At 70.9% G+C, this 24,906-nt stretch carries 28 protein-coding genes; 12 read left to right on the top strand and 16 right to left on the bottom strand.

Going from position 1 to position 24,906, the window contains the following annotated elements:
* Positions 1-2: 2 nt before the first annotated feature.
* Together J3P30_RS14050 and J3P30_RS14055 are read left to right on the top strand one after the other, a co-directional pair.
* Positions 3-377: a winged helix-turn-helix domain-containing protein gene (locus J3P30_RS14050; protein ID WP_210481627.1), complete on the top strand. Its 375-nt coding sequence runs from the start codon at positions 3-5 to the stop codon at positions 375-377.
* A 12-nt stretch (positions 378-389) separates the two neighbouring features.
* The gene (locus J3P30_RS14055) at positions 390-884 is read left to right on the top strand and encodes an SRPBCC domain-containing protein (RefSeq protein WP_210481628.1); all 495 of its coding nucleotides are present in this window, start codon (positions 390-392) and stop codon (positions 882-884) included.
* 90 nt (positions 885-974) lie between these two features.
* On the opposite strand, the gene J3P30_RS14060 is transcribed toward J3P30_RS14055, so the two are convergent.
* The 8 genes from J3P30_RS14060 to J3P30_RS14095 form a co-directional block, all read right to left on the bottom strand.
* Positions 975-1,283 carry a DUF3471 domain-containing protein gene (locus J3P30_RS14060; protein WP_307807516.1) on the bottom strand — a complete coding sequence of 103 codons (309 nt, stop codon included), beginning with the start codon at positions 1,281-1,283 and terminating at the stop codon, positions 975-977.
* On the bottom strand, positions 1,175-2,593 hold the full coding sequence (locus J3P30_RS14065; RefSeq protein WP_210481630.1) for a serine hydrolase: 1,419 nt from the start codon (positions 2,591-2,593) through the stop codon (positions 1,175-1,177). The genes J3P30_RS14060 and J3P30_RS14065 overlap by 109 nt, the downstream gene beginning before the upstream one ends.
* A 46-nt stretch (positions 2,594-2,639) precedes the next feature.
* Complete coding sequence (locus J3P30_RS14070; RefSeq protein ID WP_210481631.1) at positions 2,640-3,317, bottom strand: dihydrofolate reductase family protein; 678 nt, start codon at positions 3,315-3,317, stop codon at positions 2,640-2,642.
* Between the two features lie 60 nt (positions 3,318-3,377).
* Complete coding sequence (locus J3P30_RS14075) at positions 3,378-3,827, bottom strand: pyridoxamine 5'-phosphate oxidase family protein (protein ID WP_210481632.1); 450 nt, start codon at positions 3,825-3,827, stop codon at positions 3,378-3,380.
* Positions 3,828-3,947: 120 nt separating this feature from the next.
* Positions 3,948-5,342, bottom strand: coding sequence for an FAD-binding oxidoreductase (locus tag J3P30_RS14080; protein ID WP_246852782.1), 1,395 nt, complete (start codon positions 5,340-5,342; stop codon positions 3,948-3,950).
* A gap of 44 nt (positions 5,343-5,386) precedes the next feature.
* Complete coding sequence (locus J3P30_RS14085; protein ID WP_210481633.1) at positions 5,387-6,040, bottom strand: RNase H family protein; 654 nt, start codon at positions 6,038-6,040, stop codon at positions 5,387-5,389.
* Between the two features lie 47 nt (positions 6,041-6,087).
* Positions 6,088-6,618, bottom strand: coding sequence for a hypothetical protein (locus J3P30_RS14090; protein ID WP_210481634.1), 531 nt, complete (start codon positions 6,616-6,618; stop codon positions 6,088-6,090).
* 100 nt (positions 6,619-6,718) lie between these two features.
* Entirely contained in the window at positions 6,719-7,504 is a 786-nt protein-coding gene (locus tag J3P30_RS14095; protein ID WP_210481635.1) for an alpha/beta fold hydrolase, read from the bottom strand.
* A 142-nt stretch (positions 7,505-7,646) separates the two neighbouring features.
* Here J3P30_RS14095 and J3P30_RS14100 point away from each other — a divergent pair, with 142 nt between their 5' ends.
* Positions 7,647-8,063 (top strand): Fur family transcriptional regulator, encoded by a 417-nt coding sequence (locus tag J3P30_RS14100; RefSeq protein ID WP_210481636.1) that lies wholly within the window; start codon positions 7,647-7,649, stop codon positions 8,061-8,063.
* Between the two features lie 72 nt (positions 8,064-8,135).
* Entirely contained in the window at positions 8,136-9,785 is a 1,650-nt protein-coding gene (locus J3P30_RS14105) for a catalase (protein ID WP_210481637.1), read from the top strand.
* A gap of 133 nt (positions 9,786-9,918) precedes the next feature.
* On the opposite strand, the gene J3P30_RS14110 is transcribed toward J3P30_RS14105, so the two are convergent.
* Positions 9,919-10,188: a 2TM domain-containing protein gene (locus tag J3P30_RS14110; RefSeq protein ID WP_210481638.1), complete on the bottom strand. Its 270-nt coding sequence runs from the start codon at positions 10,186-10,188 to the stop codon at positions 9,919-9,921.
* A 180-nt stretch (positions 10,189-10,368) separates the two neighbouring features.
* On the opposite strand from J3P30_RS14110, the gene J3P30_RS14115 reads away from it, so the two are divergent.
* Positions 10,369-10,938, top strand: a complete 570-nt coding sequence (locus tag J3P30_RS14115) for a DUF4232 domain-containing protein (protein WP_210481639.1) — start codon at positions 10,369-10,371, stop codon at positions 10,936-10,938.
* A gap of 4 nt (positions 10,939-10,942) precedes the next feature.
* Here J3P30_RS14115 and J3P30_RS14120 read toward each other — a convergent pair whose 3' ends face one another.
* Genes J3P30_RS14120 through dhaK form a run of 4 tightly spaced genes read right to left on the bottom strand, consistent with a single transcriptional unit; the run spans position 10,943 to position 13,736 of the window.
* Positions 10,943-11,410: a YdeI/OmpD-associated family protein gene (locus J3P30_RS14120; RefSeq protein WP_210481640.1), complete on the bottom strand. Its 468-nt coding sequence runs from the start codon at positions 11,408-11,410 to the stop codon at positions 10,943-10,945.
* Entirely contained in the window at positions 11,407-12,093 is a 687-nt protein-coding gene (dhaM, locus tag J3P30_RS14125; protein WP_210481641.1) for a dihydroxyacetone kinase phosphoryl donor subunit DhaM, read from the bottom strand. Before dhaM ends, J3P30_RS14120 begins: the two co-directional genes overlap by 4 nt.
* A gap of 3 nt (positions 12,094-12,096) precedes the next feature.
* Complete coding sequence (gene dhaL, locus J3P30_RS14130; protein WP_307807517.1) at positions 12,097-12,729, bottom strand: dihydroxyacetone kinase subunit DhaL; 633 nt, start codon at positions 12,727-12,729, stop codon at positions 12,097-12,099.
* Positions 12,730-12,734: 5 nt separating this feature from the next.
* Positions 12,735-13,736 (bottom strand): dihydroxyacetone kinase subunit DhaK, encoded by a 1,002-nt coding sequence (gene dhaK, locus J3P30_RS14135; protein WP_210481642.1) that lies wholly within the window; start codon positions 13,734-13,736, stop codon positions 12,735-12,737.
* A 202-nt stretch (positions 13,737-13,938) separates the two neighbouring features.
* On the opposite strand from dhaK, the gene J3P30_RS14140 reads away from it, so the two are divergent.
* Positions 13,939-14,700, top strand: a complete 762-nt coding sequence (locus J3P30_RS14140; protein WP_210482019.1) for an MIP/aquaporin family protein — start codon at positions 13,939-13,941, stop codon at positions 14,698-14,700.
* Between the two features lie 47 nt (positions 14,701-14,747).
* The gene (gene glpK, locus J3P30_RS14145) at positions 14,748-16,259 is read left to right on the top strand and encodes a glycerol kinase GlpK (RefSeq protein WP_210481643.1); all 1,512 of its coding nucleotides are present in this window, start codon (positions 14,748-14,750) and stop codon (positions 16,257-16,259) included.
* A gap of 115 nt (positions 16,260-16,374) precedes the next feature.
* Here glpK and trpD read toward each other — a convergent pair whose 3' ends face one another.
* On the bottom strand, positions 16,375-17,430 hold the full coding sequence (trpD, locus tag J3P30_RS14150; protein ID WP_210481644.1) for an anthranilate phosphoribosyltransferase: 1,056 nt from the start codon (positions 17,428-17,430) through the stop codon (positions 16,375-16,377).
* Positions 17,431-17,573: 143 nt separating this feature from the next.
* Here trpD and J3P30_RS14155 point away from each other — a divergent pair, with 143 nt between their 5' ends.
* The 5 genes from J3P30_RS14155 to J3P30_RS14175 all read left to right on the top strand — a co-directional run bounded on the left by J3P30_RS14155 (position 17,574) and on the right by J3P30_RS14175 (position 22,536).
* Positions 17,574-18,212, top strand: coding sequence for a heme-copper oxidase subunit III (locus tag J3P30_RS14155; RefSeq protein ID WP_210481645.1), 639 nt, complete (start codon positions 17,574-17,576; stop codon positions 18,210-18,212).
* A gap of 29 nt (positions 18,213-18,241) precedes the next feature.
* The gene (locus J3P30_RS14160) at positions 18,242-19,042 is read left to right on the top strand and encodes a c-type cytochrome (RefSeq protein ID WP_210482020.1); all 801 of its coding nucleotides are present in this window, start codon (positions 18,242-18,244) and stop codon (positions 19,040-19,042) included.
* Between the two features lie 35 nt (positions 19,043-19,077).
* Positions 19,078-20,154 carry a ubiquinol-cytochrome c reductase iron-sulfur subunit gene (locus J3P30_RS14165; protein ID WP_210481646.1) on the top strand — a complete coding sequence of 359 codons (1,077 nt, stop codon included), beginning with the start codon at positions 19,078-19,080 and terminating at the stop codon, positions 20,152-20,154.
* Entirely contained in the window at positions 20,138-21,859 is a 1,722-nt protein-coding gene (locus J3P30_RS14170) for a cytochrome bc complex cytochrome b subunit (RefSeq protein ID WP_374058557.1), read from the top strand. The genes J3P30_RS14165 and J3P30_RS14170 overlap by 17 nt, the downstream gene beginning before the upstream one ends.
* Positions 21,860-22,062: 203 nt before the next feature.
* Positions 22,063-22,536 (top strand): NUDIX domain-containing protein, encoded by a 474-nt coding sequence (locus J3P30_RS14175; RefSeq protein WP_307807518.1) that lies wholly within the window; start codon positions 22,063-22,065, stop codon positions 22,534-22,536.
* Positions 22,537-22,729: 193 nt separating this feature from the next.
* On the opposite strand, the gene J3P30_RS14180 is transcribed toward J3P30_RS14175, so the two are convergent.
* Together J3P30_RS14180 and ctaD are read right to left on the bottom strand one after the other, a co-directional pair.
* On the bottom strand, positions 22,730-23,146 hold the full coding sequence (locus tag J3P30_RS14180; RefSeq protein WP_210481648.1) for a cytochrome c oxidase subunit 4: 417 nt from the start codon (positions 23,144-23,146) through the stop codon (positions 22,730-22,732).
* Entirely contained in the window at positions 23,147-24,904 is a 1,758-nt protein-coding gene (gene ctaD, locus J3P30_RS14185) for a cytochrome c oxidase subunit I (RefSeq protein WP_210481649.1), read from the bottom strand.
* Between the last annotated feature and the right edge of the window lie 2 nt (positions 24,905-24,906).

Raw genomic sequence — 24,906 nt, forward strand, 5'->3', positions numbered from 1 at the left:
AAATGGTTGTAGATACGCAGAGCGACGCAGAGGTGGACCTGATCTTCCACGCCCTGGCCGACACCACACGACGGGACATCCTGACCCGGGTGATGTCGACCGAGCAGTCCGTCTCGGCCCTCGCGCGACGGTACGACATGTCGTTCGCGGCCGTGCAGAAGCATGTCGCGGTCCTCGAGCGGGCCTCGCTCGTCACCAAGCAGCGACAGGGACGGGAGCAGATCGTGCAGGGCGACCCCGGAACGCTCCGGCGGGCACGGCGACTGCTCGACGACTACGAGGATCTCTGGCGCATGCGGGTCAGTGCCATCGACGACCTCCTCGCCGAAGAGACTCCCGGCACAGCCGGACGCGACCCGAACACCACCACGCACTGAAGGAGAAGGACGATGCCCGTTCTGCGCTCGGACAAGGATCCCGAGAACCTCACCCTCACGTTCGTCGCCGAGTTCGAGGCGCCGCAGGAGCGCGTCTGGCAGATCTGGGAGGACCCGCGGCAGCTCGAGCGCTGGTGGGGCCCGCCGACCTGGCCCGCCACGTTCGAGCAGCACGACCTCCGTCCCGGGGGCTCGTCGAAGTACTACATGACGGGACCGGCGGGGGAGAAGGCCGGGGGCTGGTGGCGGATCGTCTCCGTCGACAAGCCGAACAGCCTCGAGTTCGAGGACGGCTTCTCGGACGAGCGCGGCGAGCCCGCCGAGGGGATGCCGACCACGCGGGGGACAGTGACCTTCGAGGAGGTCGACGGCCGCACTCGGATGACCACCATCAGCCGGTTCGCCTCGCTCGAGCAGCTCGAGCAGCTCAGCCAGATGGGAATGGAGGAGGGAATGCGGGAGGCCATGGGCCAGATCGACGCCCTCCTCGCCGAGAGCAGGGTCTGAACCGGAGCCGCACGCGGGCCCCGGCCGACGTGCCGGGGCCGGCTCCGCCAGGATCGTCGTCAGCGGCGCGGACGACCGATCCGGGTGGGCTCAGCGCGTGAACGCTCCGAGGCCGTGCTCGTCCAGGTGCTCGATGGTGAGCGTCGAGCCGTCGAAGGTGGCCTGCGAGCGACTGCCGAGCGGAGTGTTCTCGCTCAGCGGCTCGAAGTAGAAGACGTCGCCGTCCCAGTGGATCAGCCGCCATGCGGGACCCGGCCCCGCTCGCAGCTCGAGCGCGTCGCCCGCGACCGTCACGACAGCATCCCCGAAGTAGCTGTTCCCGTAGCTGCCGGCATACTCGGCGAGCGGCCGGGCCGGAACCGGGTCGCTCGGGGGCGTCTTCCCCACCAGCTCTCCCACCGGCAGGGAGCCGGGGGAGAGGGCCGCGCTGTAGAGCGGGAACCAGTCCTGGCGCAGCTTCCCGAACTGCGCGCGGTCGAGGAACTCCGCGGCGACCGCCTCCGCAACGCCGTTCGCGGTCGCGTTGGTGAGGACCACGATGCCGAGGCCCTCGCGGGGAGCACCGAGAAGTTGGTGCCCGTGCCGAGGTAGAACGCGCCGGAATGGCTGACGTTGGCGAGCCCGCCCGCGGTGACGCTCACGTTGAAGCCGTAGCCGTAGAAGCCCGACCGGGCGTAGGCGGCGCCGCCCGGAGCCGACACGATCTGCGCGGCGATGGCGGGCAGCAGCGCGTCCCGCAGCCCGCCCTCGGGCGCGTCCGGCCCGGACAGCGCGAGCAGCGCGGTGAGCCACGCCGCCATGTCGGCGGCGCTCGAGCTCACACCGCCGGCGGGGGACTCCGGGTCCGCATCCCGCGGCAGGGGAGTGACGACCCACTCCGTGCCGTCGAGGATGTGCCCGTCGACCCGGTTCTCCTGCGCCATGTAGTCGTCGAAGCGGGAGCTCGTCGATTCCATGCCGAGCGGCTCATACAGGACGCGCTGGGAGAGGTCGGCCCAGTCCTCACCGGCGGCGCGAGCCACGGCCTCCGCCCCGGTCGTGATGTCGAAGTTGCCGTAGGCATACGTGGAGCGGAACGGGGCGAGCGGCAGCTGCCGCAGGCGCTCGAGGATCGTGGCTCGGTCGTACCCGAGGTCCTCGAGGTCGTCGCCCGCGTGCTCCCAGAGCCCGGAGCGGTGCGCGTAGAGGTCCGCGATCGTGAGGTGCTCGGTGACCCACGGGTCCGACAGGGCGAACTCGGGCAGAAGCTCGATCACGGGGGTGTCCCACGTGACGACTCCTTCCGCGACCTGTCGGGCGACGACGGTGGCCCCGAGCGACTTGGACACGGACGCGAGCTGGAACACGGTGTCGGCGTCGACCGGCTCGTCGCCCTCGACGCTGCGGACACCGAATCCCTCGGCGTAGATCGTCTCGCCGTCGTACACCACCGCGACGGCCACCCCCGGCACGCCGGTCTGCTCCATGAGCTCCTCGACGCTGTCGGGCAGCTCCCTCACGGCCTTGCGCACGCGCTCGGGCGTGACGGACGCGACGGCATCCGCGGGCGGGTACCCGTAGCCGACGTCACCGGGCTGAGGCGGCTTCGAGGAGCCGGAGCCGGCGGCACCGCCGGCCGCGCAGCCGGCCAGGGTCACCGCCAGCACGAGAGCGTCGGCCACCGCCCGTGCTCGAGCACGCTTTGCACGCATCGCAGTACCGTCGAGCATCGTCGCTCCTTCGAACGGCGCCCGGCGGGCGCGGACGGGCGGCAACCTACTCCGCGCCGCGGCCCGCCGTCCACACGCCGGGTGCACGTGAGGGGCTCAGAGGGGGCAGCAACCACGCCCCCTCTCGAGCCCCTGGTCCTGCGCCGATAATGCACATTATGTCAGTTGAGTCGGAGGAGAGCGGGTGATAGCGGGTCAGCAGCACGCCGCCCTCGTACGACTCCACTCCCCTCAGAGCCAGGCGAGCCGGCTCGGTGAACAGCGGCGTCCCGGCGGCGAGAACGATCGGCATCACGCGCAGCTCGAGCTCGTCGATGAGCTCCGCGGCGAGCAGCGCACGGAACAGCGTCAGTGAACCCCACACGACCATGTCTTCCGAGGACGACGTCGTCATCCGCCGCACGGCCTGGACGGGGTCCCCGCGCTCCACCTCCGCCGGCCGCCACTCCCCGCATGGCGCCTCGCTGAGCGTCGACGAGAACACCGTCTTCGGGGTGGTGTTGATGGGCTCGGCGAGCAGCTCGCCGGCCGTCGGCCAGTACTCGACGAACAAGCGATAGGTGTTGGCGCCGAGCAGGATGCGCTCGACTCCCCCGAGCCAGGCGTGCGTCCTGCGGTCCACTTCCGCCCAGTCGGTGCCGTCGCCGAAGAATCCGAGCTCGCCCTGCTCGTCAGCCGCGAAGCCGTCGACGGTCACGATCTGCTGCGCGACGACGCGTCCCACTCACCTGTTCTAACACGATGTGGACGGTGTCCACAATAGGTGCGTGCACCACCGCTCCGCTCAGCGGCGCCGCCTCTCCCGCAGCCCGGTGCCGGGGTGCCATGAGCGGACCACCAGCTCGTTCCCTTCCACCGTCGTGAGCACCACCCCGCGCACGTCGAGGTGGTAGAGACCCGCCTCCGCCGCACTCCGTCGCTTCCCGGGCTCGACGTCCACGAGGACGCCCGACATCTTCGCGTCGCCCTCCCCCAGCGAGTTCGGCGGCGGCTCCAGCGTCGGCGAGTGGATCGCAACCCGCGGGTCGCGGCGCACGTCGGCGAGCTTGCGGGACCCGGGCATCATGCCGAGGACCACCTGACCGTTCTCGAACACCAGCTCGGTCCCGCTGATGCGCGGCGAGCCGTCGCTGCGCAGCGTCGCGATCGTCTTGTTCGTGCCCGCATCGAACACTCGGCGCACCGCCTCCGCGAACTCGGGAGCCTCCGCCTCGACCTCTGCCCACGCCGCCATGCGCGGCACAGTACCGGCGACGGCCGACACCGCCTCCTCACGCGGGGCCGGGGCTCGCACACGGGGATAGCGCCGCGGACCGAACGTCGGCAGGGTCAGGAGCACCGCAGCCGCCGGCCCTCAGCCGGGGAAGGCCTTGCCGGGGTTCAGGATGCCGTGCGGGTCGAGGGCGTCCTTCACCGCACGGTGCATCGCGAGGACGCGAGGACTGAGCTCCGCGGCGGCCCCGGGCAGCTTCAGCAGGCCGACGCCGTGCTCCCCCGTCACGGTTCCGCCGAGCGCGACGCAGTCGTCGACGATCCGGTCGAACGCCACCTTCGCCCTCGCCTTGGCCGCGTCGTCGCCCTCCGGCGCGATGATCAGCGGGTGCAGGTTGCCGTCGCCCGCGTGGGCGATGTTCGCGATGGTCACGTCGTTGTCGTCCGCCGCCGCCTGGATCCGGGCGAGCATCTCCGGAACGGCAGCACGGGGCACGCACACGTCCTCGGTCAGGACGGGACCGAGCCGTTCCAGCGCCGGATAGGCGAGCCGGCGGGCCCGGAAGAGGCGGTTCACCTCGTCCGGGTCAGTGGCGCGCTCCACCGTCACCGCTCCCGACCGGGACATGAGGGCGGCGATGCGGTCCGCCGCGTCCTCCCCCGCCGCGCCCGGGTCGTCGACCTTGGCGAGCAGCAGGGTGTCCACCTCGTGCGGCAGCCCCAGCTGCTGCCACTCGTCGACGGCGCGGAGGCAGGTGCGGTCGATGAGCTCCAGGGCCGAGGGGATCAGGCCGGCCGCGGTGATCGCCGCCACCGCGACGCCGGCGGCCGAGAGCGACGGAAAGGAGCCGACAACGGCGCGCTCCTCGCGGCCGCCGAGAGGCAGGAGCCGGAGCGTCAGCTCGACGATGACGCCGAGGGTGCCCTCCGAGCCGACCAGGAGCTGGGTGAGGTCGTACCCGACGACGCCCTTCGCGGTCGTCCGCCCGAGCGTGACCACCTCGCCGTCCGCGAGGACCACCTTCATGCCGAGCACGTAGTCCCGGGTGACGCCGTACTTGACGCAGCAGATGCCGCCGGCGTTGGTGGCCGCGTTGCCGCCGATGGTCGAGATGGCGGAGCTGGCGGGGTCCGGCGGGTACCAGAGCCCGCGCTCCGCCACGGCCGCGCGCAGGGCGTCGTTGAGGACCCCGGCCTGCGCGACCACGAAGCGCTCGGCCTCGTCGATCTCGAGGACGGCCGTCATCCGCTCGAGCGAGAGCACGATGCAGCCCGCCACAGCGTTGGCGCCGCCTGACAGGCCCGTGCCGGCACCGCGCGGCACCACGTGGACGCCCGCCGCGGCGGCGGCACGCACCGCGGCCGCGACCTCCGCCACCGACTCGGGCAGGACCACGGCGATCGGCAGCTCGTACGGCGCCCACTCCGCGTCGTCGCGGCTGTAGGCGTCGCGCGTGACCTGGTCGGTGCGGATGCGGGAGGACGGCAGCTCGGCTCGCAGGAGCTCCAGCACGTCCTCCCCTGTCGCGGTCGTCAATGCCGCTTTCCCTTCTCGTGGTCCCCGGGGCTCGGTAGCAGCCCTCAGATGAGGCCGCGCAGCAGCTCCTCCGGGCTGCGCCCCTCGCGCCGGGCACGCCTCGTCAGCCGGGCGAACTCCTCGTCGGTCAGCTGCAGGCTGACCTCGTGGAGCTCGGGCTCGCCGACCTCCTCGAGCTCGAAGAGGGAAGCGGCGCGGTCGTCGGGCACCGTGACGCGCACAGGCGACGCGGTCGGCGCGCCGAAGCCGGGCCCGGTCGGCACCTCCGTGCCCCGCTGGTAGGCCGCGGCGGCGGCACGGGCGCGGGCGTCGGCGGCCTCGTTGAGGACGTGCCCCACATGGCCCTTCACCCACTCGAACCGGTACGTCCGGCCCCGGATGGCGTCGTCGAGCTCCTGCAGCAGATCGAGGTTCATGACCGGCTTGCCGTCGCCCTTGCGCCAGCCCTTCGCCTTCCACCCCGGCATCCACTTCGTGACCGAGTTGATGACGTACTGGCTGTCGCAGAGGACGAGCAGGTCCTCGCCCGTGTGCTCCGTGGCGCGGAAGAGCTCGAGCACCGCCTTGAGCTCGCCCATGTTGTTCGTGCCGTGCTTCCACCCGCCGGCCGCCCAGCGGTCGTCGTCGATGTACCAGGCCCATCCGGCCGGGCCCGGGTTCCCCAGAGCGGAGCCGTCGGCGGCAGCGGTGATCGTCACCGATCCATCGTAGGGATGGGCGCGGACCTCATCCGGAACGCCGAGCCTCAGTCGTAGATGCGGCCGTCGTCCCAGCCGTCGTGCTGGACGAGCAGGCGGCAGCGCTCCTCCAGGTAGCGCTCGAGGGGCACCAGTCCCTGCCCGCGCGCCCACTGCACCCGCACCTCCCCCTCGACCAGCCTGAGCGGTCCCGACCCGTGCAGGAGACTCTCCTCGTCGAGGGCGAGCTCGTCCGCGCCGTAGTTGACGACCTCGCCCGGAGGGAAGCTCTCGAGCGCGAGACGGCGCATCTCGCGCCGCTCCTCCCCCGACACGGACTGGTAGTTCGGATGCCGCGGCTCCACCGCCCGCGTGACCGCTCCCCCGGCGTAGAGCCGGCCGTCCCGGTCGAGCAGGAGCACCCCGAGGCGCCAGGCGCGGCCGGCCGGCGCGAGCACCGTCCGCCTGCCGAGGCCGAGGAAGCCCCGCCGGGTCTCGAGCCTCGCGAGCGCCTCGTCGCGGGCGCCGTACTCGTCGAGCCAGGCCACGGTCAGGGCCAGCACGGCCCGCAGCTCCGGCACAGACCCGCTCGTCGCCATGCGCGCCTCCTCCCCCGCGACGATACGCCGAGGGGGTGGACCCAGGGGCACGCCCTCGGCAGCGGGGACGCCCTGGCGGGCTCGGCCTCCGGCGCGTCCGCTACGCCGTCCGCTCGAGGAAGGCGAGCGCGGCGTCCCGGAAGGCCCGGGACGTGGGCGCGTTGAAGTGGTTGCGGCCGGGGATCTCGAAGAACTCGCCCTTCGGCGTGGCCTCGGCGAGTGCGCGCGAGGCGGCGAGGATGCGGTCCGCGCTGCCCGTCGCGAAGAGCACGGGCTGGGTGGGCGGGTTGTCCGGGTCCGGCTGCTCTCCGCCGCGCATCCCCTCCACCAAAGCGACGAGTGCGGCGAGGTCGTTCCCCGCGATCCCGGTCGCCATCGTGATGTACGCCTGGGTGAGCCGATCCTCGACGGGAGCGCCGTCGGAGAGGTGGGCCTTCGCCTGGTCGACCCGGAAGCGGGTGAGCGGATCGCCGTCCGGGATGCCGCCGAAGACCGCGCGGCTGATGTGCACCGGGAGCTCCAGAGCCGCGTGCCACCCGACGCGGGCGCCGAGCGAGTAGCCCACGACGGCGACGTCGTCGACGAGGTACGTGTCCAGCACGGCCCGCAGGTCCTGCACGAGGGCCGACATGGTGTACGCGGCCGGATCGTGCGGCTTCGAGCTCGCGCCGTGCCCCCGCTGATCCATCGCGATGATCCGGTAGCCCGCACGGCTCAGCTCGCGGATCCAGCCCGTGTGGTGCCAGTTGACGACCGTCGAGGAGGCGAAGCCGTGCAGGGCGACGACCACCGGTCCGTCCGGGGAGCCGAACTCGTACGTCGCGATCGACAAGCCGTCCGGCGTGACGACGGCACGGGGGGCGGGCGGGGCCGGAAGGAGGTCCATGACGCCATCCTGGCGGCTCTCGGAGTCGGGCGCCGCCGCTGCTCACCAGCGGCGCGGACGCCACGCCCGGGCGACGCCCGGCGGCGGGGGGACGCGGGGGGTCGACCTAGAGTGGAACGACTCCAGAACACGAAGGGCTTCGATGACCTCGACGAGCGATCGGCTCCGCACGGCCGGGCTCCGGGTGACCGGACCGCGTGTGGCGGTCCTCGAGGTCCTCGATTCCGCCGGCGGCTCGCAGCACCTCACCGCGGCGGACGTGCTGGCGGGAGTGCGGGGCCGGCTAGGCGCGGTCTCCGTGCAGGCCACCTACGACTGCCTCGAGGCGCTGGAGGGCGCATCCCTCGTGCGGCGGATCCAGCCCGCCGGCTCCCCCGCCCGCTTCGAGTCGCGCGTGGGCGACAACCACCACCACGCGGTGTGCCGGGCCTGCGGCAGGACGACGGACGTCGAGTGCGTCCACGGAGCGTCCCCCTGCCTGACCCCGTCCTCGGCCGACGGCTTCCGCATCGACGAGGCCGAGGTCATCTTCTGGGGCCTGTGCCCCGACTGCACCTAGCGCTCGGCCCTCGCACTTCCCGACCCCCCGCCGCGGCACCGCGGCGGACCACCGAATGAAAGGACGTTCCGCATGGCGGACGAGACCCAGGACCGGCTCACCACTCGGCAGGGCCACCCGGTCTACGACAACCAGAACCAGCGGACGGTCGGGGCACGCGGACCGGCCACCCTCGAGAACTACCACTTCCTCGAGAAGATCAGCCACTTCGACCGCGAGCGGATCCCGGAGCGCGTGGTGCACGCGCGCGGCGCGGTCGCCTTCGGCTACTTCGAGGCGACCGGCATGTGGGGCGACGAGCCCATCGCGAAGTACACCCGGGCGAAGCTGTTCCAGGAGGCCGGCAAGCGCACGGACCTCGCGATCCGGTTCTCGACCGTCATCGGCGGCCGGGACTCGAGCGAGGCGGCCCGCGACCCGCGCGGCTTCGCCGTGAAGTTCTACACCGAGGACGGCAACTGGGACCTCGTCGGCAACAACCTCGGCGTCTTCTTCATCCGCGACGCCATCAAGTTCCCGGACGTCATCCACTCGCTCAAGCCGGACCCCGTCACGTTCCGGCAGGAGGCGGCCCGCATCTTCGACTTCATGTCGCAGACGCCCGAGTCGATGCACATGCTCGTCAACCTCTTCAGCCCGCGCGGCATCCCGGCCAACTACCGCACGCAGCAGGGCTTCGGCGTGAACACCTACAAGTGGGTGAACGAGGCCGGCGGGACCGTGCTCGTGAAGTACCACTGGATCCCGAAGGCGGGCGTGAAGAGCCTGACCGAGGCCGACGCCGCGGTCATCCAGGGCTCCGACCTGGGCCACGCGTCCAAGGACCTCTACGACGCGATCGAGGCGGGCGACTACCCGGAGTGGGAGCTGCGCGTCCAGATCATGAGCGACGACGAGCACCCCGAGCTCGACTTCGACCCGCTGGACGACACCAAGGTGTGGCCGGAGAACGAGTTCCCGCCGAAGCTCGTCGGCACGATGGTCCTCAACCGGAACGTGTCGGACCACCACAACGAGAACGAGCAGATCGCGTTCGGCACCGGCGTCCTCGTCGACGGGCTCGACTTCTCCGACGACAAGATGCTGGTCGGCCGCACCTTCTCGTACAGCGACACCCAGCGCTACCGCGTCGGGCCGAACTACCTGCAGCTGCCGGTGAACAGCCCGAAGGTCCGGGCCAGCACGAACCAGCGCGGCGGGCAGATGTCGTACTACGTCGACGGCACGGGCGCGAACCCCCACGTCAACTACGAGCCGAGCACGATGGGCGGCCTGCAGGAGGCGCCGAAGCCCGGCCACGTCGAGCAGGGCCCCGTCATCGAGGGGCGGCTGACCCGCGCGCGTCTGCCCCGCACCAACGACTACCTGCAGGCGGGTCAGCGGTACCAGCTGATGGACCAGTGGGAGAAGGACGACCTCGTCACGAACCTCACGAACCTCATCGGCCAGGCGACGCGGCAGGTGCAGGAGCGCATGGTGTGGCACATGCTGATGGTCGACGACGAGCTCGGTCTGCGGCTCGGCGAGGGGCTCGGCATCGGGGTCGACGACGTCAAGGGCCTCGCTCCCCTGCCGACCCAGACGCTGAACGAGGAGGAGCTCCAGCGCCTCGCGAACCTCGGCAGCAACGGCCCGCGCGACGTCTCGGGCCTGATGATGACGCACTGCGTGCCGAACGAGCGCGTCGTCCTCGCCGCGGAGTCCCCGGCCTTCGTCAACTGACGGCACGTGCCGGTGCCCGGGGACACCCCCGGGCGCCGGTACGGACTCCCCTGTCCGGGCCGTTCCGGTCGATCGGGGCCGCTGCGGCGGCCCCGAGGAACCGGACCGGCCCGGTTCGCGTGCGGGCGTCCGGCTACCGGCCGGTCATCCGGCGCACCTCGGCGTCGATCCGGTCCTCCGTGATGTACGAGCGCCCGGGGCCGTAGGCCGCGAAGAAGATGAAGACCGCGGCGATGCCCATGCCGAAGATGGGCCACATCGGCCAGAAGTATCCGCCGCCGGTGAGCAGCCAGATCACGATGAGCACGATCGTCACCGCTGCCCAGATGCCGACGTACTGCCAGAACCCCACCTTGGCCTCGAGGCGCTTGCGCGCCTGGCGGCGCAGCTCGTCGTCGCTCATGCGCGGCACCCTAGAGCGGCCGAACCGGGCGGAAGCAGGGCCTTTGGACCCTGGGGGCACGGCGGACGCGAGCGTCCGCCGCATGCGATCGGCGACCACCGCTCCGCCTCCGGGTTGCACGCGGATTGCGCCTTCGTGCCGCATCCTCCGGCGCCCCTCGGGCGTCACTAGCGTCGTCGCGTGCTCCCCCCACGCCTCCTCCCCTCCCTCGCCGCCGCCCTCGCGGCCGCCGCGCTCCTGACCGGGTGCGACTCCCCCGACGGCTCGCCCACCGCCTCTCCCGTCTCCTCGCCCTCGCCCACGGCCGGCGTGGCCTGCGCGGATGCGGTCGACGTCACCATCGACGTCCGGGATCCGGCCACGGGGTGGGCCTTCCTCGTGCTCTCCAACACGGGGGACGTGGAGTGCTCGCTGAGCGGCTTCCCCGAGGTGGTCGCGCTCGACCCCGTGGGCGCCGAAGTCGGGAGCCGGTCGGAGCAGTCGGACGGCTTCGGCAGGGCCGGCACGGCCGTCGTCCTCCCTCCCGGCGACCGCGCGTACGCGGAGCTGATCTACACCCCGGCGGCCAAGGTGGGCCTCGGCGAGTGCGATCCCGAGGTCCCCGTCCGCGGGTTCTCGGTCACGGTCCCGGGCGCCACGCACGAGGAGTTCGTCGACGTCCCCGACCTCACCTTCTGCACGGGCGAGGACTGGATGACGCTCTCGAGCGTGGGCCCGGTGGACAGCGAGGCGCGCGCCGCCTCGTCCTGACTGGTCAGCGGCGCTTGCCCTCCCGCAGCATCCCCACCGCCGACTCGATCCGCGACCGGCGCGTCTCCTCCTTCTTCGCCTCGGTGATCCACGTCGCGTACGCCTTGCGGTGGCTGGGCGGCAGCGACGCGAAGAAGCGCGACGCCTCCGGGTCGGCCTCGACGGCCTCGCGCAGGTCGTCGGGCACGTCGACCGTCCGGGGACCCTCCTCCCGGGTGAGGACGACCTCGACCTCCTCCCCCGCCGACACCCCCGCTGCGGCCCGGTTATCGGAGCTGAGGGAGACGAGCACTCGGCCCCGGTAGGGCGTCACGGTGCTCTGGTAGGAGTGCGCGCCGAGCGTGACGACGACGGGGATGCGGCGTCCCCCGCCGAGCTCCTGCAGCACCTCCTCGGGGACGGGAATGGCCGTGGTGTTTCCGCCGGTGGCGAGGATCTCGGTGCGGAAGCGGGCCGTCGGCGCGTCGCTCATCGTTCCTCGACCTCCCCGAAGCCGGACCGGACGAGGTCGGCGAGGGCGCGGACGGCCTCCTCGGCCTGCGGCCCGGTCGCGGCGAGGACGACCTCGTCGCCCTCGGTGAGCCCGAGCGCCATGATGCGCAGCAGACTCTTCGCGTCCACGCCGTTGACGGTGACCGCGGCGTCGAAGCGACCCGCGAGCTTCACGAACTCGGCCGCGGGGCGCGCGTGCAGTCCCTCGCGGTTGATCAGCGTGGCGGTGTCCGTCACTCCCGGCTCCGTGGGGACCTCGGCCGACGGAGGCGGCGGCGCCGGGGTCGCACTGCCCGCGGCGGTCTCCGCCGCCGCCACGACCGCGTCGAGGTCCCCGCCACCCTCGGCCGCGACAGCGGCGGCGACCGCGCCCTCGACGAGCGGGGCGTCGGCGATCCGCACGCCGGCGGGGTCGTCGAGGAACTCGACGGCCGTCTCCGCCGTCAGGATCGCGGAGCCCAGGTCGCAGAGGATCACGACGCCGTCGCCCGTGTCGGCCTGCTCGATCGCGGCCGAGATCCTGTCGAAGCTCGTTCCGATGCCGCCGTCGTCGGTGCCGCCGGCGGGGACCAGCGAGACCTCCGGGGCCATCTGCCGGGCGAGGTCGACGAGACCCTCCGCGATCTTCGAGCTGTGCGAGACGAGGACGAGCCCGACCGTCATCGGCTACGCCGCCGCTTCCGCAGCGGCCCGCAGGATGAGCGCGGTCGACTGCGCACCGGGGTCGCGATGCCCGACGGCCCGCTCCCCCAGGTAGCTCGCGCGTCCCTTCCGCGCGACCAGCGGCTCGGTCGCCTCGGCGCCGGCCGCAGCGGCGTCGGCGGCGGCCGTGAGGACCGCCGCGACGTCCGCCCCACTCGACCTCGCCGCCTCCGCCGCGTCCACCGCCGGGGTCCAGGCGTCCACCATCGTCTTGTCGCCCGGCTCCGCCTTCCCACGGGTCACGATGCCGTCGCGGGCGGCCGTCAGCAGCGCCACCACCGCTCCGGAGTCGAGCTCCTGCGTGCCCGCGACCGCTCCGGACGCCTTGAGGAACGCCGTCCCGTAGAGCGGACCGGCCGCGCCGCCGACCGTGGAGATCAGAGTGGTGGCGACGAGCTTGAGCACGTCGGCGGGCGTCGCGCCGTCCGCCAGGCCGTCGAGCTTCGCCAGGACGGCCGAGAGCCCGCGGTCCATGTTCTCGCCGTGGTCGCCGTCCCCGATCTCGCGGTCGAGCCTCACGAGCTCGGCGCGGTGATCGGAGAGGGACGCCGCCGCGCCGCGCATCCAGTCGAGCGCCCACTCGGTCCCGAGAGCCACCCGACTCACCGGCCCCACCGGAGCGCGGCCGTCTGCACCGGCGCGTCCCAGAGCTCGATCAGCTCGTCGTCGAGCCGGAGAAGGGTCAGCGAGAAGCCCTGCATCTCCAGGGAGGTCGTGTAGTTGCCCACGAGAGACCTCTCCAGCCGGATGCCCCGCTCCTCCAGCACCTGAGCGGCCCGGCGGAAGGCGATGTAGAGCTCGACGAGCGGGGTGCCGCCCATGCCGTTGACGAGCAGGAGCACGCGGTCGCCCGAGGAGAACGGCAGGTCGTCGAGGATCGGGACGAGGATGCGGTCGACGATCCCGTCGGCCGGCTCGATCGGGACGCGCTCGCGGCCGGGCTCGCCGTGGATGCCGATGCCGATCTCGATTTCGTCCTCGCCGATGTCGAAGCTCGGCTCACCGGCGTGCGGAACGGTGGGCGCCGTCAGCGCGACGCCCATCGAGCGGACGTTCGCGATGACCCGCTCGGCGACGGACGCCACGCCGTCGAGGTCGTCGCCGCGCTCGGCCGCGGCTCCCGCGAGCTTCTCGACGAGGACCGTTCCTGCGACCCCGCGGCGTCCCGCCGTGTAGAGCGAGTCCTTCACGGCGACGTCGTCGTTGACGATCACGGAGCGCACCTGGAGGTCCTCGGCCTCGGCCAGGTCGGCCGCCGTCTCGAAGTTGAGCACGTCGCCCGTGTAGTTCTTCACGATATGCAGGACTCCCGCGCCGCCGTCCACGGCCTTCGTCGCGTCCAGGATCGGGTCCGGCGTCGGCGAGGTGAACACCGCTCCCGGCACGGCCGCGTCCAGCATTCCATGGCCGACGAACCCTCCGTGGAGGGGCTCGTGGCCGCTGCCGCCGCCGGAGACCAGCCCCACCTTCCCGCGCACCGGGGCGTCGGCGCGCACGATGTAGGCCGGATCGGTGTGGACCGTGAGGAGCCCCGGATGCGCCAGTGCCACGCCGGCGAGGGCCTCGTCCACCACCGCGCGCGGATCGTTGATGAGCTTCTTCATCGGAGCTGCTCCTTCTCGCACGTGTCGGCGGCCTCCCCGCCGGGCCACAGGCTACGCCCTCGCTCGGGCCCGCCCCAAGGGTGCGGCTTCGTTCTATGGCCGAAACGGAATCCGACCCTTAACCGGGAGAAACGCCGGGTCTATGGTGGGGAGCGCCCGCTCGGGGGCCGGTGGACTGACAGCGAAGAAGGTGGAAGTCGAGATGGACCTGGGGACGATCTTTCTTTCGGAGACCGTCGGGACGGCGATGCTCCTGCTGCTCGGAGCGGGGGTGGTCGCGAACGCGATCCTCACGAAGAACAAGGGCTTCGGCGGCGGCTGGCTGCTCATCAACTTCGGGTGGGGTCTCGCGGTGTTCGCCGGCGTCACGGTCGCGTACGCGTCCGGCGCGCACCTCAATCCCGCCGTGACCCTCGGGCTCCTGGCCGCCGGCCAGTTCGAGAGCGACAACGTCGTCCTCGCGGTGCTCGTCTACATCCTCGGCCAGTTCGTCGGAGCCTTCCTGGGCGCCGTGCTCGCGTGGCTCGCCTACAAGCGGCACTTCGACGAGGAGCAGGACGCCGCCGCGAAGCTCGGCGTCTTCTCGACGGGGCCGGCCATCCGCAGCTACGGCTGGAACGTCGTCACCGAGATCATCGGCACCTTCGTGCTCGTGTTCGTCGTGCTGGCCTTCGGCCGCGGCGGCGATCCCGACATCGGCACACCGGCGGGTCTGGCCGCGCTCGGCCCCCTCCCCGTGGCGCTCCTCGTCGTCGCGATCGGCGCGTCCCTCGGCGGGCCGACCGGCTACGCGATCAACCCGGCCCGCGACCTCGGTCCGCGCATCGCCCACGCCGTGCTGCCCATCCGCGGCAAGGGCAGCAGCGACTGGGGCTACGCCTGGGTCCCCGTCGTCGGGCCGATCATCGGCGGTCTGCTGGCCGGCTGGCTGTCGCTGATCCTGCTGCCGCCCGCCGGGGCCTGACCGGCGCCTCCGAAGCACATCACCCCCACACAAGAAGGAGCAGTCCAATGGCGGACTACGTGATCGCGATCGACCAGGGCACGACCAGCACGCGGGCGATCGTCTTCGACCACTCCGGGTCCATCGTCTCGGTCGGGCAGAAGGAGCACGAGCAGATCTTCCCCAGAGCGGGCTGGGTCGAGCACGACCCGAAGGAGATCTGGGACAACACCCGCGAGGTGATCGGGCAGGCGCTGTCCCGGGCCAACATCACCCGTCACGACATCCAGGCGATCGGCATCACGAACCAGCGCGAGACGGCCGTGGTCTGGGACAGGACCACCGGCGAGGCCGTCTACAACGCGATCGTGTGGCAGGACACGCGCACCCAGGGGATCGTGGACCGCCTGGCCGACGGCGACGTCGAGCGGTACAAGCAGAAGGTCGGCCTGCCGCTCGCCACCTACTTCTCGGGCACGAAGATCGTGTGGATCCTCGAGAACGTCGAGGGCGCCCGCGAGCGCGCCGAGGCCGGCGACCTGCTGTTCGGCACCACCGACACGTGGGTCCTCTGGAACCTGACCGGCGGCGTCAACGGCGGAGTGCACCTGACCGACGTCACGAACGCGTCCCGCACCCTCTTCATGGACCTCGAGACCCTCGAGTGGGACGACGAGATCCTCGCGGACTTCGGTGTGCCGCGCTCGATGCTGCCCGAGATTCGCAGCTCGTCCGAGGTCTACGGCCACGCGTCCTCGTCGAGCCTGCTGCGCGAGGTCCCGGTCGCCGGGATCCTCGGCGACCAGCAGGCGGCGACGTTCGGGCAGGCCGCGTTCGACACCGGCGAGTCGAAGAACACGTACGGGACGGGGAACTTCCTCATCTTCAACACGGGCGAGGAGATCATCCACTCGAAGAACGGGCTGCTGACGACGCTCGGGTACAAGCTCGGCGACGCGAGGCCGCACTACGCGCTCGAGGGCTCGATCGCGGTCACCGGCTCCCTGGTGCAGTGGCTGCGCGACAACCTCGGGCTGATCTCGAGCGCCCCCGAGGTCGAGGACCTCGCGAAGACGGTCAACGACAGCGGCGGGGTCTACATCGTCCCGGCGTTCTCCGGCCTGTTCGCGCCGTACTGGCGCCCGGACGCCCGCGGCGTCATCGTCGGCCTCACGCGCTACGTCAACAAGGGCCACATCGCGCGGGCCGCCCTCGAGGCGACGGCCTTCCAGACCCGGGAGGTGCTCGACGCGGTCAACGCGGACTCCGGCGTCGACCTGACCGAGCTGAAGGTCGACGGCGGCATGATCGCCAACAACACCCTCATGCAGTTCCAGGCCGACATCCTCGGCGTCCCCGTGGTCCGGCCCGTGGTCGCCGAGACCACCGCCCTCGGCGCCGCCTACGCCGCGGGACTCGCGGTCGGGTTCTGGAAGGACCTCGACGACCTCCGCGGCAACTGGCAGGAGGACAGCCGCTGGACGCCGAACCTCGCTGAGGCCGAGCGCGAGCGCCAGCTGCGCCTGTGGAAGAAGGCGGTCACGAGGACCTTCGACTGGGTCGACGAGGACGTGCAGTAGCGGGATCCCCGATCCGCTCCTGTCGCTCAGCAGGAAGGACGGGCCTTCAGCAGGAGGACCGGGCCCGGATGTTCCTGCTGGAGTCCCGGTCCTCCTGCTGAGCGAGAGGGCCGGGTCAGCGGCGGCGGGTCGCGGCCGTCCAGGCCTCGAGCTTCGCGATGGCGGCTCCGCTGTCGATCGCCTCCGCGGCGTCCGCCATGCGGGCGGCGAGCCGGCCCGTGATCGGCTTGTCCGCCTCGGTGACGTCGTGCGAGAGGTCCCAGGCGGCCAGTGCGGCCGCGGCGTTGAGGAGCACGATGTCGCGGACCGGGCCGGTCGCCCCTCCGAGCACCGCCCGGGCGGTCTCCGCGTTCTGCTCGGGCGCCCCGCCCTGGAGGTCCTCGATGCGGGAGCGCGGGATGCCGAGGTCGCGCGGGTCGAGATCGTGCTCCGTCACGGCGCCGGAGCTCACCTCCCAGATGTGGCTGTGACCGGTCGTCGTGAGCTCGTCGAGGCCGTCGTCGCCCCGGAACACGAGGGCGGTCGCGCCGCGGGTCTGGAAGACGCCCACCAGCAACGGGATCACCTCGGGCCGCGCGACCCCGACCGCGTTGGCCTCGGGACGGGCCGGGTTGCACAGCGGGCCGAGGAAGTTGAACACCGTGGGCACCCCGAGCTCGGCGCGGACGGCGCCGGCGTGGCGGAAGCCGGGGTGGAACGCCGAGGCGAAGACGAAGGTGATCCCGACCTCGTCCAGCACGCGGGCCACGCCCTGCGGATCGAGGGAGAGGTCGATGCCGAGCGCCGCGAGCACGTCGCTCGACCCCGAGGCGGAGCTCGCCGCCTTGTTCCCGTGCTTCACGACGCGGGCGCCGGAGGCCGCGGCCACGACCGCCGCCATGGACGAGATGTTGACGGTCCGCTGACGGTCCCCGCCGGTGCCGACGATGTCCAGCACGTCGGGGTCGACGTCGAGCGGCAGCGCGTGCTCGAGGATCGCGTCCCGGAACCCGACGACCTCGCCGACGCTCTCCCCCTTCGAGCGCAGCGCGACGAGGAAGCCGGCCAGCTGAGCAGGGGTCGCCTGACCGAGCATGACCTGCTCCATCGCCCACGTGGAATCGGCGATGCTGAGGTCCTCCCCTTCGAGGAGCGAGCCGATCAGTGCAGGCCAGGTGGGGGTCGAGGACATGCCCCCGATCCTACTGAGGGCACCGGAACCGCCCGGGTCGCGGTTCCGGGCCGGAGCGCCGCCCGGGGTTTCGCTGGGGGCACGCCCCGGAGGGGCTGCGACAGGCACCCGAATGACAGGCGGGGCCTACCCGATCCGACATAATGGGACTCGTGAGCAGCGCGTCAGTCCTCCAAACGACAAGCGCTCCGGTCGTCAATCGTGCGAATCCCATCGCGGTGGGCACGATCGTCTGGCTCGGCAGCGAGGTCATGTTCTTCGCCGGCCTGTTCGCGATCTACTTCACGCTTCGCGGCGTCGCGCCCGAGCTGTGGGAGCAGGAGACCGCGATCCTCGACGTCCCCTACTCGCTGGTGAACACGATCATCCTCGTGTCGAGCTCGTTCACCTGCCAGTTCGGGGTGTTCGCCGCCGAGCGGCTGCAGGCCCGGGCGACGAGCTGGAAGCCCTGGAACTGGGGCATGGTCGAGTGGTTCTACCTCACCTACGCGCTGGGCGCGATCTTCGTCGCCGGTCAGGTCCTCGAGTACGCGAACCTCGTGAGCGAGGGCGTCACGCTCTCCTCGAACTCGTACGGCTCGATCTTCTACATGACCACCGGCTTCCACGGCCTGCATGTGACCGGTGGGCTCATCGCCTTCCTCCTGGTCATCGGCCGGGCGTATGCCGTGAAGAACTTCGGCCACCGGGAGGCGACGAGCGCGATCGTGGTCTCCTACTACTGGCACTTCGTCGACGTCGTGTGGATCGGCCTGTTCGCCGTCATCTACCTGCTCAAATAGGAACGGATCGAATGCCCTCCCCACAGCGCATGCCCTCCTCCCGCCGTCCCTCACGGCGCCGCGGCCGTCGCTCGCCCCTCGCCACCGTCGTGCTGCTCGCGCTCGGCCTGGTCTTCACGGGCTCCAGCTACGCCCTCTTCACCGCGACCTCGGCCGGCGACGCGGCCACCGCCGCCTCGCAGGAGAGCATCGACCACGGCCAGAAGCTGTTCGCGGCGAACTGCGCGACCTGCCACGGCATGAACCTCGAGGGCACCGAGGCGGGACCGACCCTGCTCGGCGTCGGGGCCGCGTCCGTCGACTTCCAGGTCGGCACGGGCCGCATGCCGCTCGCGAACACGGGCCCCCAGGCTCCCGAGAAGCCGGTGATGTTCACGGAGGAGGACATCCAGGCGATGGCCGACTACGTGGCCTCCGTCTCCCCCGGTCCCGGGATCCCCGAGGAGGAGTACCTCCAGACCACGGGCGACGCCACCCGTGGCGCCGAGCTGTTCCGCATCAACTGCGCGATGTGCCACAACGTCGCGGGCGCCGGCGGCGCGCTGACCCAGGGCAAGTACGCGCCGGCTCTGCACGGCACCTCGCCCAAGCACATCTACGAGGCCATGACGACCGGCCCGCAGAACATGCCGGTCTTCAACGACGCCAACCTCACGCCCGAGGACAAGCGCGACATCATCACCGCCCTCAAGTACCAGGAGGAGGCCCCGTCGCCCGGCGGGTATGAGCTCGGCTCCCTCGGACCGGTCGCCGAAGGACTCTTCGCCTGGGTGTTCGGCCTCGGCGCCATCGTGGCGCTCACGGTCTGGATCACCGCGCGCTCGAACTGACACAGCACCACCTGCACCACAGCGGAAGGACAGCAATGGCGAACGACGGCAGCGGCTCGGACATCGTTCGGGCCGACTCGTCGCACGGGGCCGACGCCTCGCCGGGCACGGCGGTGATCGCAGCCGACGCGTTCGAGAACCCGGGGCTCCCGCCTCACCGCGAGAGGGTCACGGACCTCGACCCGAAGGCGGACCGGCGGCACGAGCGTGTGGTGTCGCTGCTGTTCTACCTCTCGATCGTCTTCAGCGTCGCGGCCATCGCCGCGTACTTCGCGATCCCGATCGTCGAGAACGACCCCTGGTCCGTCCGGCTCAACACGCTGTTCCTGGGGCTGTCCATCGCCGGCGCACTCCTCTCGATCGGCGTCGGCACCGTGCACTGGGGCAAGGCGCTCATGGACAACGCGGAGCGCGTCGAGATGCGTCACCAGACCCGCGGCACCGAGGAGACCCGGGCCCGCTCGGTCGAGATCTTCCAGGAGGCCGATAAGGAGTCGGGGTTCAGCCGGCGTTCGCTCCTGCGCAACTCGCTCATCGGCGCGCTGGTCGCCGCCCCCCTGCCGGCGATCTTCCTCTTCCGGGACCTCGCCCCGCGGGACAACGACCCCGCGGCGATGCTCGCGCACACCGCGTGGAAGGAGGGCGTCCGCCTCGCACGCGACCCCTCCGGCACGCCGATCCGCGCCGCCGACGTCACGCTCGGCTCCGTCTTCCACGTGATCCCCGAGGGTCTCGAGGAGAGCGAGCACTACCTCGAGGAGAAGGCCAAGGCGGCCGTGCTCCTCATGCGCCTCAAGCCCGAGGACCTCAACGTCTCACCGGGCCGCGAGACTTGGAACTACGACGGCATCGTCGCCTACTCCAAGATCTGCACCCACGTGGGCTGCCCGGTGGCCCTGTACGAGCAGCAGACGCATCACCTGCTGTGCCCGTGCCACCAGTCGCAGTTCGACATCAAGCAGGAGGCGGCGGTCATCTTCGGCCCCGCCAAGCGCCCCCTGCCCCAGCTGCCCATCTCGGTGGACAGCGAGGGCTACCTGGTCGCGCAGAGCGACTTCCACGAGCCCGTCGGGCCTAGCTATTGGGAGCGTCGCGGTGACTACGACGTCTGACACCCGCAACGACCTCCGCACCCCTCCCCGCACTCAGCAGCGGGGCGTGGTCGGAGCCGTGTCCAACTATGTGGACGAGCGGACGAGCATCTCCGGCTTCATCAAGCTGATGGCCCGCAAGGTCTTCCCCGACCACTGGTCGTTCATGCTCGGCGAGGTCGCGCTCTGGTGCTTCGTCATCATCCTGCTCTCCGGCACGTTCCTGACCTTCTTCTTCCAGGCCTCGATGGCCGAGGTCGAGTACGACGGGTCCTACGTCCCGCTCAAGGGCCTGGAGATGAGCGCCGCGATGGCGTCGACGCTGGACATCTCCTTCGACGTCCGCGGCGGACTGCTCATGCGGCAGATCCACCACTGGGCGGCCCTGCTGTTCATCGCGACGATCATGCTCCACATGGCGCGGGTGTTCTTCACGGGCGCCTTCCGCAAGCCGCGTGAGCTCAACTGGGTGATCGGCTTCCTGCTGTGGATCCTCGCCATGGGTGAGGGCTTCACCGGGTACTCGCTCCCCGACGACCTGCTCTCCGGCAACGGCCTCCGCATCATCGACGGTCTGATCAAGGGCATCCCGGTCGTCGGGACGTGGACCTCGTACCTGCTGTTCGGCGGCGAGTTCCCGGGCACCCAGATCATCGGCCGGCTCTACACGCTGCACATCCTGCTGCTGCCGGCCGTCATCGTCGCCCTCATCGGCCTGCACATGGTGTTCCTCATCGTGCACAAGCACACCCAGTTCGCCGGCCCGGGCAAGACGAACGACAACGTCGTGGGCTACCCGATCCTCCCGGTGTACGGGGCGAAGATGGCGGGCACCTTCTTCCTGGTGTTCGGTGTCATCGTCGCGATCGCCGGCCTGTTCACGATCAACCCGATCTGGAACTACGGACCCTACGACCCGTCCCCCGTGTCCGCCGGAACCCAGCCGGACTGGTACATCGGCTTCGCGGACGGCGCCCTGCGCCTGGTGCCGCCCGGGTGGGAGTTCGTCCTCTTCGACACCTACACCGTGTCGATGAACATCCTCGCGCCGATCATCGCGATCACGCTCTGGATCGTGGCCGTCATGTTCTACCCCTTCATCGAGGGCTGGATCACCGGCGACAAGCGGGAGCACCACCTGGCGGACCGTCCGCGCAACGTCCCGACCCGCACCGCGCTCGGCGCCGCCGGTATCGTGTACTACGGGGCGATGTTCGTGGCGGCCTCGTCCGACCTCATCGCGACGCACTTCCAGATGAGCATGGAGAACGTCATCTGGGCGCTGCAGTTCGTCTTCATCGTCGGGCCGTTCATCGCGTACTTCATCACCAAGCGGATCTGCATCGCGCTCCAGAAGAAGGACCGCGAGATGGCGCTGCACGGCTACGAGTCCGGCCGGATCGTGCGCCTCCCCGGCGGCGAGTTCGTCGAGGTGCACCAGCCGCTCGACGAGTACGAGCGCTGGCGCCTGGTGAGCTTCAACGACTACAAGCCGCTCATGATCCGGCCGAACGCACGCGGCCAGATCAGCCCCTTCGAGCGGGTCCGCGCGGTGCTCAGCCGCTGGTTCTTCGAGGACCGGATCGCTCCCGTCACCCGGGGCGAGCTCGAGGCGTCGCACGGCGCCCACGGGCACCGCGAGGGCGCGAACGAGCCGGACCTCCACCAGTCGGAGCTCGCCACCGCGGGCCAGGGCGTCGGGGCTCCCCCGCACACCAAGCCCTGATCGCGTGAGCATCGAGAAGGCCGTCCTGGCTCGCCCGGGGCGGCCTTCCGTGTTCCTGCCGTCATCCCGTCACGTGCCGCCTGCTTGGATCGTGCCGCCGTTGGTGTCCGTGCCGGGGCACCATCGGGCTCGGTGCACCCGGGGCCTGCGCCATGGCGCGGCGGCCTCCACTCCCCCGCGCTCGCCCGTTCGGGGGCGCTGACGTGGCGCAGCCGCCCCGCCGCAGCGCCGGGATCCTCCTCTTCCGCCGGCAGCCGCACCTGGAGGTGCTGCTGGCCCACATGGGCGGGCCGTACTGGCAGCGCAAGGACGCCGGCGCCTGGACGCTGCCGAAGGGCGAGCCGGACGAGGACGAGGACCTCCTCGAGACCGCTCGCCGGGAGTTCGAGGAGGAGCTCGGGCTCCCGGTTCCGGCGGGTCCGCTCGTCGACCTCGGTGAGGTGCGCCAGTCCGGCGGGAAGATCGTCCGTGCCTGGGCGCTCGAGGGCGACCTCGACCCGGAGACCCTCCGGCCGGGAACGTTCGAGCTCGAGTGGCCGCCCCGCTCGGGGCGGCGGCAGTCCTTCCCGGAGGTCGACCGGGCGGCCTGGCTGACCCCGGATCGCGCGGTGAAGTTGATCGTCGCGGGTCAGCGTCCGCTCCTCGACCGCCTGCAGCACGCCCTCACCGCCGACTGAGCGGCTCCGCAGCCGCGCCCCGCCACTCCGCTTCGGCTCGCCCTCAACAGGCGGCCAGGGCCTTCAACAGCAGCTGCGGCGGCGCGTCACCCTGTCGGCGGCGCTTCCGCCTGTTGAGCGCGAGCACACTCCGCAATGAGGAACGGCGGGCGGCCCCCCGAGGGGAGCCGCCCGCCGTCACCGGGGCGCGGGATCAGCGCGCGAAGTAGCCCCGGTAGTACTCGTAGACCCAGCCGACGATCATCACGAGGAACAGCGCGACGCCGACGAAGGCGATCCAGTAGCCGGCGGCGAGGCCGAGGAAGACCAGCGCTGCGGACGCCGCGAGGCCGATCGGCCACCAGCTCCACGGGCTGAAGAAGCCGAGCTCCGGGTCACCGTCGTCGATGTTCGCGTCGAGCCGGTCCTCCGGCAGCTCGCCGCCCTGAGCCCGGTGCGAGCGCCAGAGGAAGAACGCCACGAACACCGCGAGGACGCCCGTCAGGAGCAGGGCGGTCGTCCCGGCCCACTCGACCGTCCCCACGTCCAGCAGCGACCAGACGATGTAGACGGCGCCCGCCAGGAAGCACCAGGCCGCGACGGCCAGCAGCACGACATAGTTCGCGCGCACTTACTTCACCTCTCCCAGGGTGTCGGCGTCGGTCTCCTCCTGCAGGGGCGCCTGCGGCGCGTCCTTCACCGGCCCGCGGCCGAAGGGCACCTCGGCCTCCGGGTGGTGCAGGTCGAACGCCGGCGACTCCGAGCGGATGCGCGGGATCGACGTGAAGTTGTGCCGCGGCGGCGGGCAGGACGTCGCCCACTCGAGCGAGCGGCCGAAGCCCCACGGGTCGTTGACGGACACCCGCGGTGCGTGGCGCCAGGTGACCCAGACGTTGTAGAGGAACGGCAGCATCGACGCGCCGAGGATGATCGACCCCACCGTGGAGAGCTGGTTCATCCACGTGAAGTCGTCCTCGGGCTGGTACGTGTAGTACCGCCGCGGCATGCCGACGACGCCGAGCCAGTGCTGCACCAGGAACGTCATGTGGAACCCGATGAACAGCAGCCAGAAGTGGATCTTGCCCAGGCGCTCGTTGAGCATCTTGCCGGTCCACTTCGGCCACCAGAAGTAGAAGCCCGCGAACATCGCGAAGACGACCGTGCCGAACACCACGTAGTGGAAGTGCGCGACGACGAAGTACGAGTCCGAGACGTGGAAGTCGAGCGGCGGAGAGGCGAGGATGACGCCGGTCAGGCCGCCGAACACGAACGTGATGATGAAGCCGAGCGCCCAGAGGAGCGGCGTCTCGAACGTCACCGAGCCCCGCCACATCGTGCCGACCCAGTTGAAGATCTTCACGCCCGTCGGGATCGCGATCAGCATCGTCGTGATCGCGAAGAACGGCAGCAGGATCTGGCCCGTCACGTACATGTGGTGCGCCCACACGGCCACCGAGTAGGCGGCGATCGCGATGGTCGCGTACACCAGCGTCCGGTAGCCGAAGATCGGCTTGCGGCTGAACACCGGGAACACCTCGGAGATGATGCCGAAGAACGGCAGCGCGATGATGTACACCTCGGGGTGGCCGAAGAACCAGAACAGGTGCTGCCAGAGGATCGGCCCGCCCTGCTCGGGGTTGAAGATGTGCATCCCGAAGATGCGGTCGCCGCCGAGCCCGAACAGGGCCGCGGCGAGGATCGGGAACGCGATCAGGACCAGGAGGCCCGTGATCAGGGTGTTCCAGGTGAAGATCGGGAGCCGGAACATCGTCATGCCAGGCGCGCGCATCGTGATGATCGTCGTGACGAAGTTCACCGAGCCGAGGATCGTGCTGAACCCGGACAGCGCGAGACCGAACACCCAGAGGTTGCCGCCGAGGGTGGGCGAGAACGCGATGTCCGACAGCGGGGTGTAGGCCGTCCAGCCGAAGTTGGCGGCACCCTGCGGGGTGAAGAAGCCGGCCACCGCGATGAGGCTGCCGAAGTTGTACAGCCAGTACGCGAAGGCGTTGAGCCGCGGGAAGGCGACGTCCGGAGCACCGATCTGCAGCGGCATGATGACGTTCGCGAAGCCCGAGAACAGCGGGGTGGCGAACATCAGCAGCATGATCGTGCCGTGCATCGTGAACAGCTGGTTGTACTGCTCGTGGGTCGGCACGATCGCGAGGTTCGGCGCGAACAGCTGAGCGCGGATCACCAGCGCCATCACTCCCCCGACGAGGAAGTAGAAGAAGGAGGTGATCAGGTACAGGTAGCCGATCGTCTTGTGATCGGTCGACGTGATCCAGCTGACAACGATGTTGCCCTTGCGCTCGACCTTCGAGGTGTTGAAGACGGCCGCCTGGCCGGCAGGGATGCCGCTGGTGGGCCGGTTGATCGTGGAGGTCATCG

It is taken from the genome of Naasia sp. SYSU D00948 (genome assembly GCF_017916515.1).
Classification (GTDB): domain Bacteria; phylum Actinomycetota; class Actinomycetes; order Actinomycetales; family Microbacteriaceae; genus Naasia.

What these genes read in the sequence shown, in the direction of transcription:
- J3P30_RS14050 (WP_210481627.1), top strand. Translation starts at nt 3, where the DNA reads ATGGTTGTAGATACGCAGAGCGACGCAGAGGTGGACCTGATCTTCCAC.
- J3P30_RS14055 (WP_210481628.1), top strand. Translation starts at nt 390, where the DNA reads ATGCCCGTTCTGCGCTCGGACAAGGATCCCGAGAACCTCACCCTCACG.
- J3P30_RS14065 (WP_210481630.1), bottom strand. Translation starts at nt 2,593, where the DNA reads ATGCTCGACGGTACTGCGATGCGTGCAAAGCGTGCTCGAGCACGGGCG.
- J3P30_RS14075 (WP_210481632.1), bottom strand. Translation starts at nt 3,827, where the DNA reads ATGGCGGCGTGGGCAGAGGTCGAGGCGGAGGCTCCCGAGTTCGCGGAG.
- J3P30_RS14090 (WP_210481634.1), bottom strand. Translation starts at nt 6,618, where the DNA reads ATGGCGACGAGCGGGTCTGTGCCGGAGCTGCGGGCCGTGCTGGCCCTG.
- J3P30_RS14095 (WP_210481635.1), bottom strand. Translation starts at nt 7,504, where the DNA reads ATGGACCTCCTTCCGGCCCCGCCCGCCCCCCGTGCCGTCGTCACGCCG.
- J3P30_RS14100 (WP_210481636.1), top strand. Translation starts at nt 7,647, where the DNA reads ATGACCTCGACGAGCGATCGGCTCCGCACGGCCGGGCTCCGGGTGACC.
- J3P30_RS14105 (WP_210481637.1), top strand. Translation starts at nt 8,136, where the DNA reads ATGGCGGACGAGACCCAGGACCGGCTCACCACTCGGCAGGGCCACCCG.
- J3P30_RS14110 (WP_210481638.1), bottom strand. Translation starts at nt 10,188, where the DNA reads ATGAGCGACGACGAGCTGCGCCGCCAGGCGCGCAAGCGCCTCGAGGCC.
- J3P30_RS14120 (WP_210481640.1), bottom strand. Translation starts at nt 11,410, where the DNA reads ATGAGCGACGCGCCGACGGCCCGCTTCCGCACCGAGATCCTCGCCACC.
- dhaM (WP_210481641.1), bottom strand. Translation starts at nt 12,093, where the DNA reads ATGACGGTCGGGCTCGTCCTCGTCTCGCACAGCTCGAAGATCGCGGAG.
- dhaK (WP_210481642.1), bottom strand. Translation starts at nt 13,736, where the DNA reads ATGAAGAAGCTCATCAACGATCCGCGCGCGGTGGTGGACGAGGCCCTC.
- J3P30_RS14140 (WP_210482019.1), top strand. Translation starts at nt 13,939, where the DNA reads ATGGACCTGGGGACGATCTTTCTTTCGGAGACCGTCGGGACGGCGATG.
- glpK (WP_210481643.1), top strand. Translation starts at nt 14,748, where the DNA reads ATGGCGGACTACGTGATCGCGATCGACCAGGGCACGACCAGCACGCGG.
- trpD (WP_210481644.1), bottom strand. Translation starts at nt 17,430, where the DNA reads ATGTCCTCGACCCCCACCTGGCCTGCACTGATCGGCTCGCTCCTCGAA.
- J3P30_RS14155 (WP_210481645.1), top strand. Translation starts at nt 17,574, where the DNA reads ATGGGACTCGTGAGCAGCGCGTCAGTCCTCCAAACGACAAGCGCTCCG.
- J3P30_RS14160 (WP_210482020.1), top strand. Translation starts at nt 18,242, where the DNA reads ATGCCCTCCTCCCGCCGTCCCTCACGGCGCCGCGGCCGTCGCTCGCCC.
- J3P30_RS14165 (WP_210481646.1), top strand. Translation starts at nt 19,078, where the DNA reads ATGGCGAACGACGGCAGCGGCTCGGACATCGTTCGGGCCGACTCGTCG.
- ctaD (WP_210481649.1), bottom strand. Translation starts at nt 24,904, where the DNA reads ATGACCTCCACGATCAACCGGCCCACCAGCGGCATCCCTGCCGGCCAG.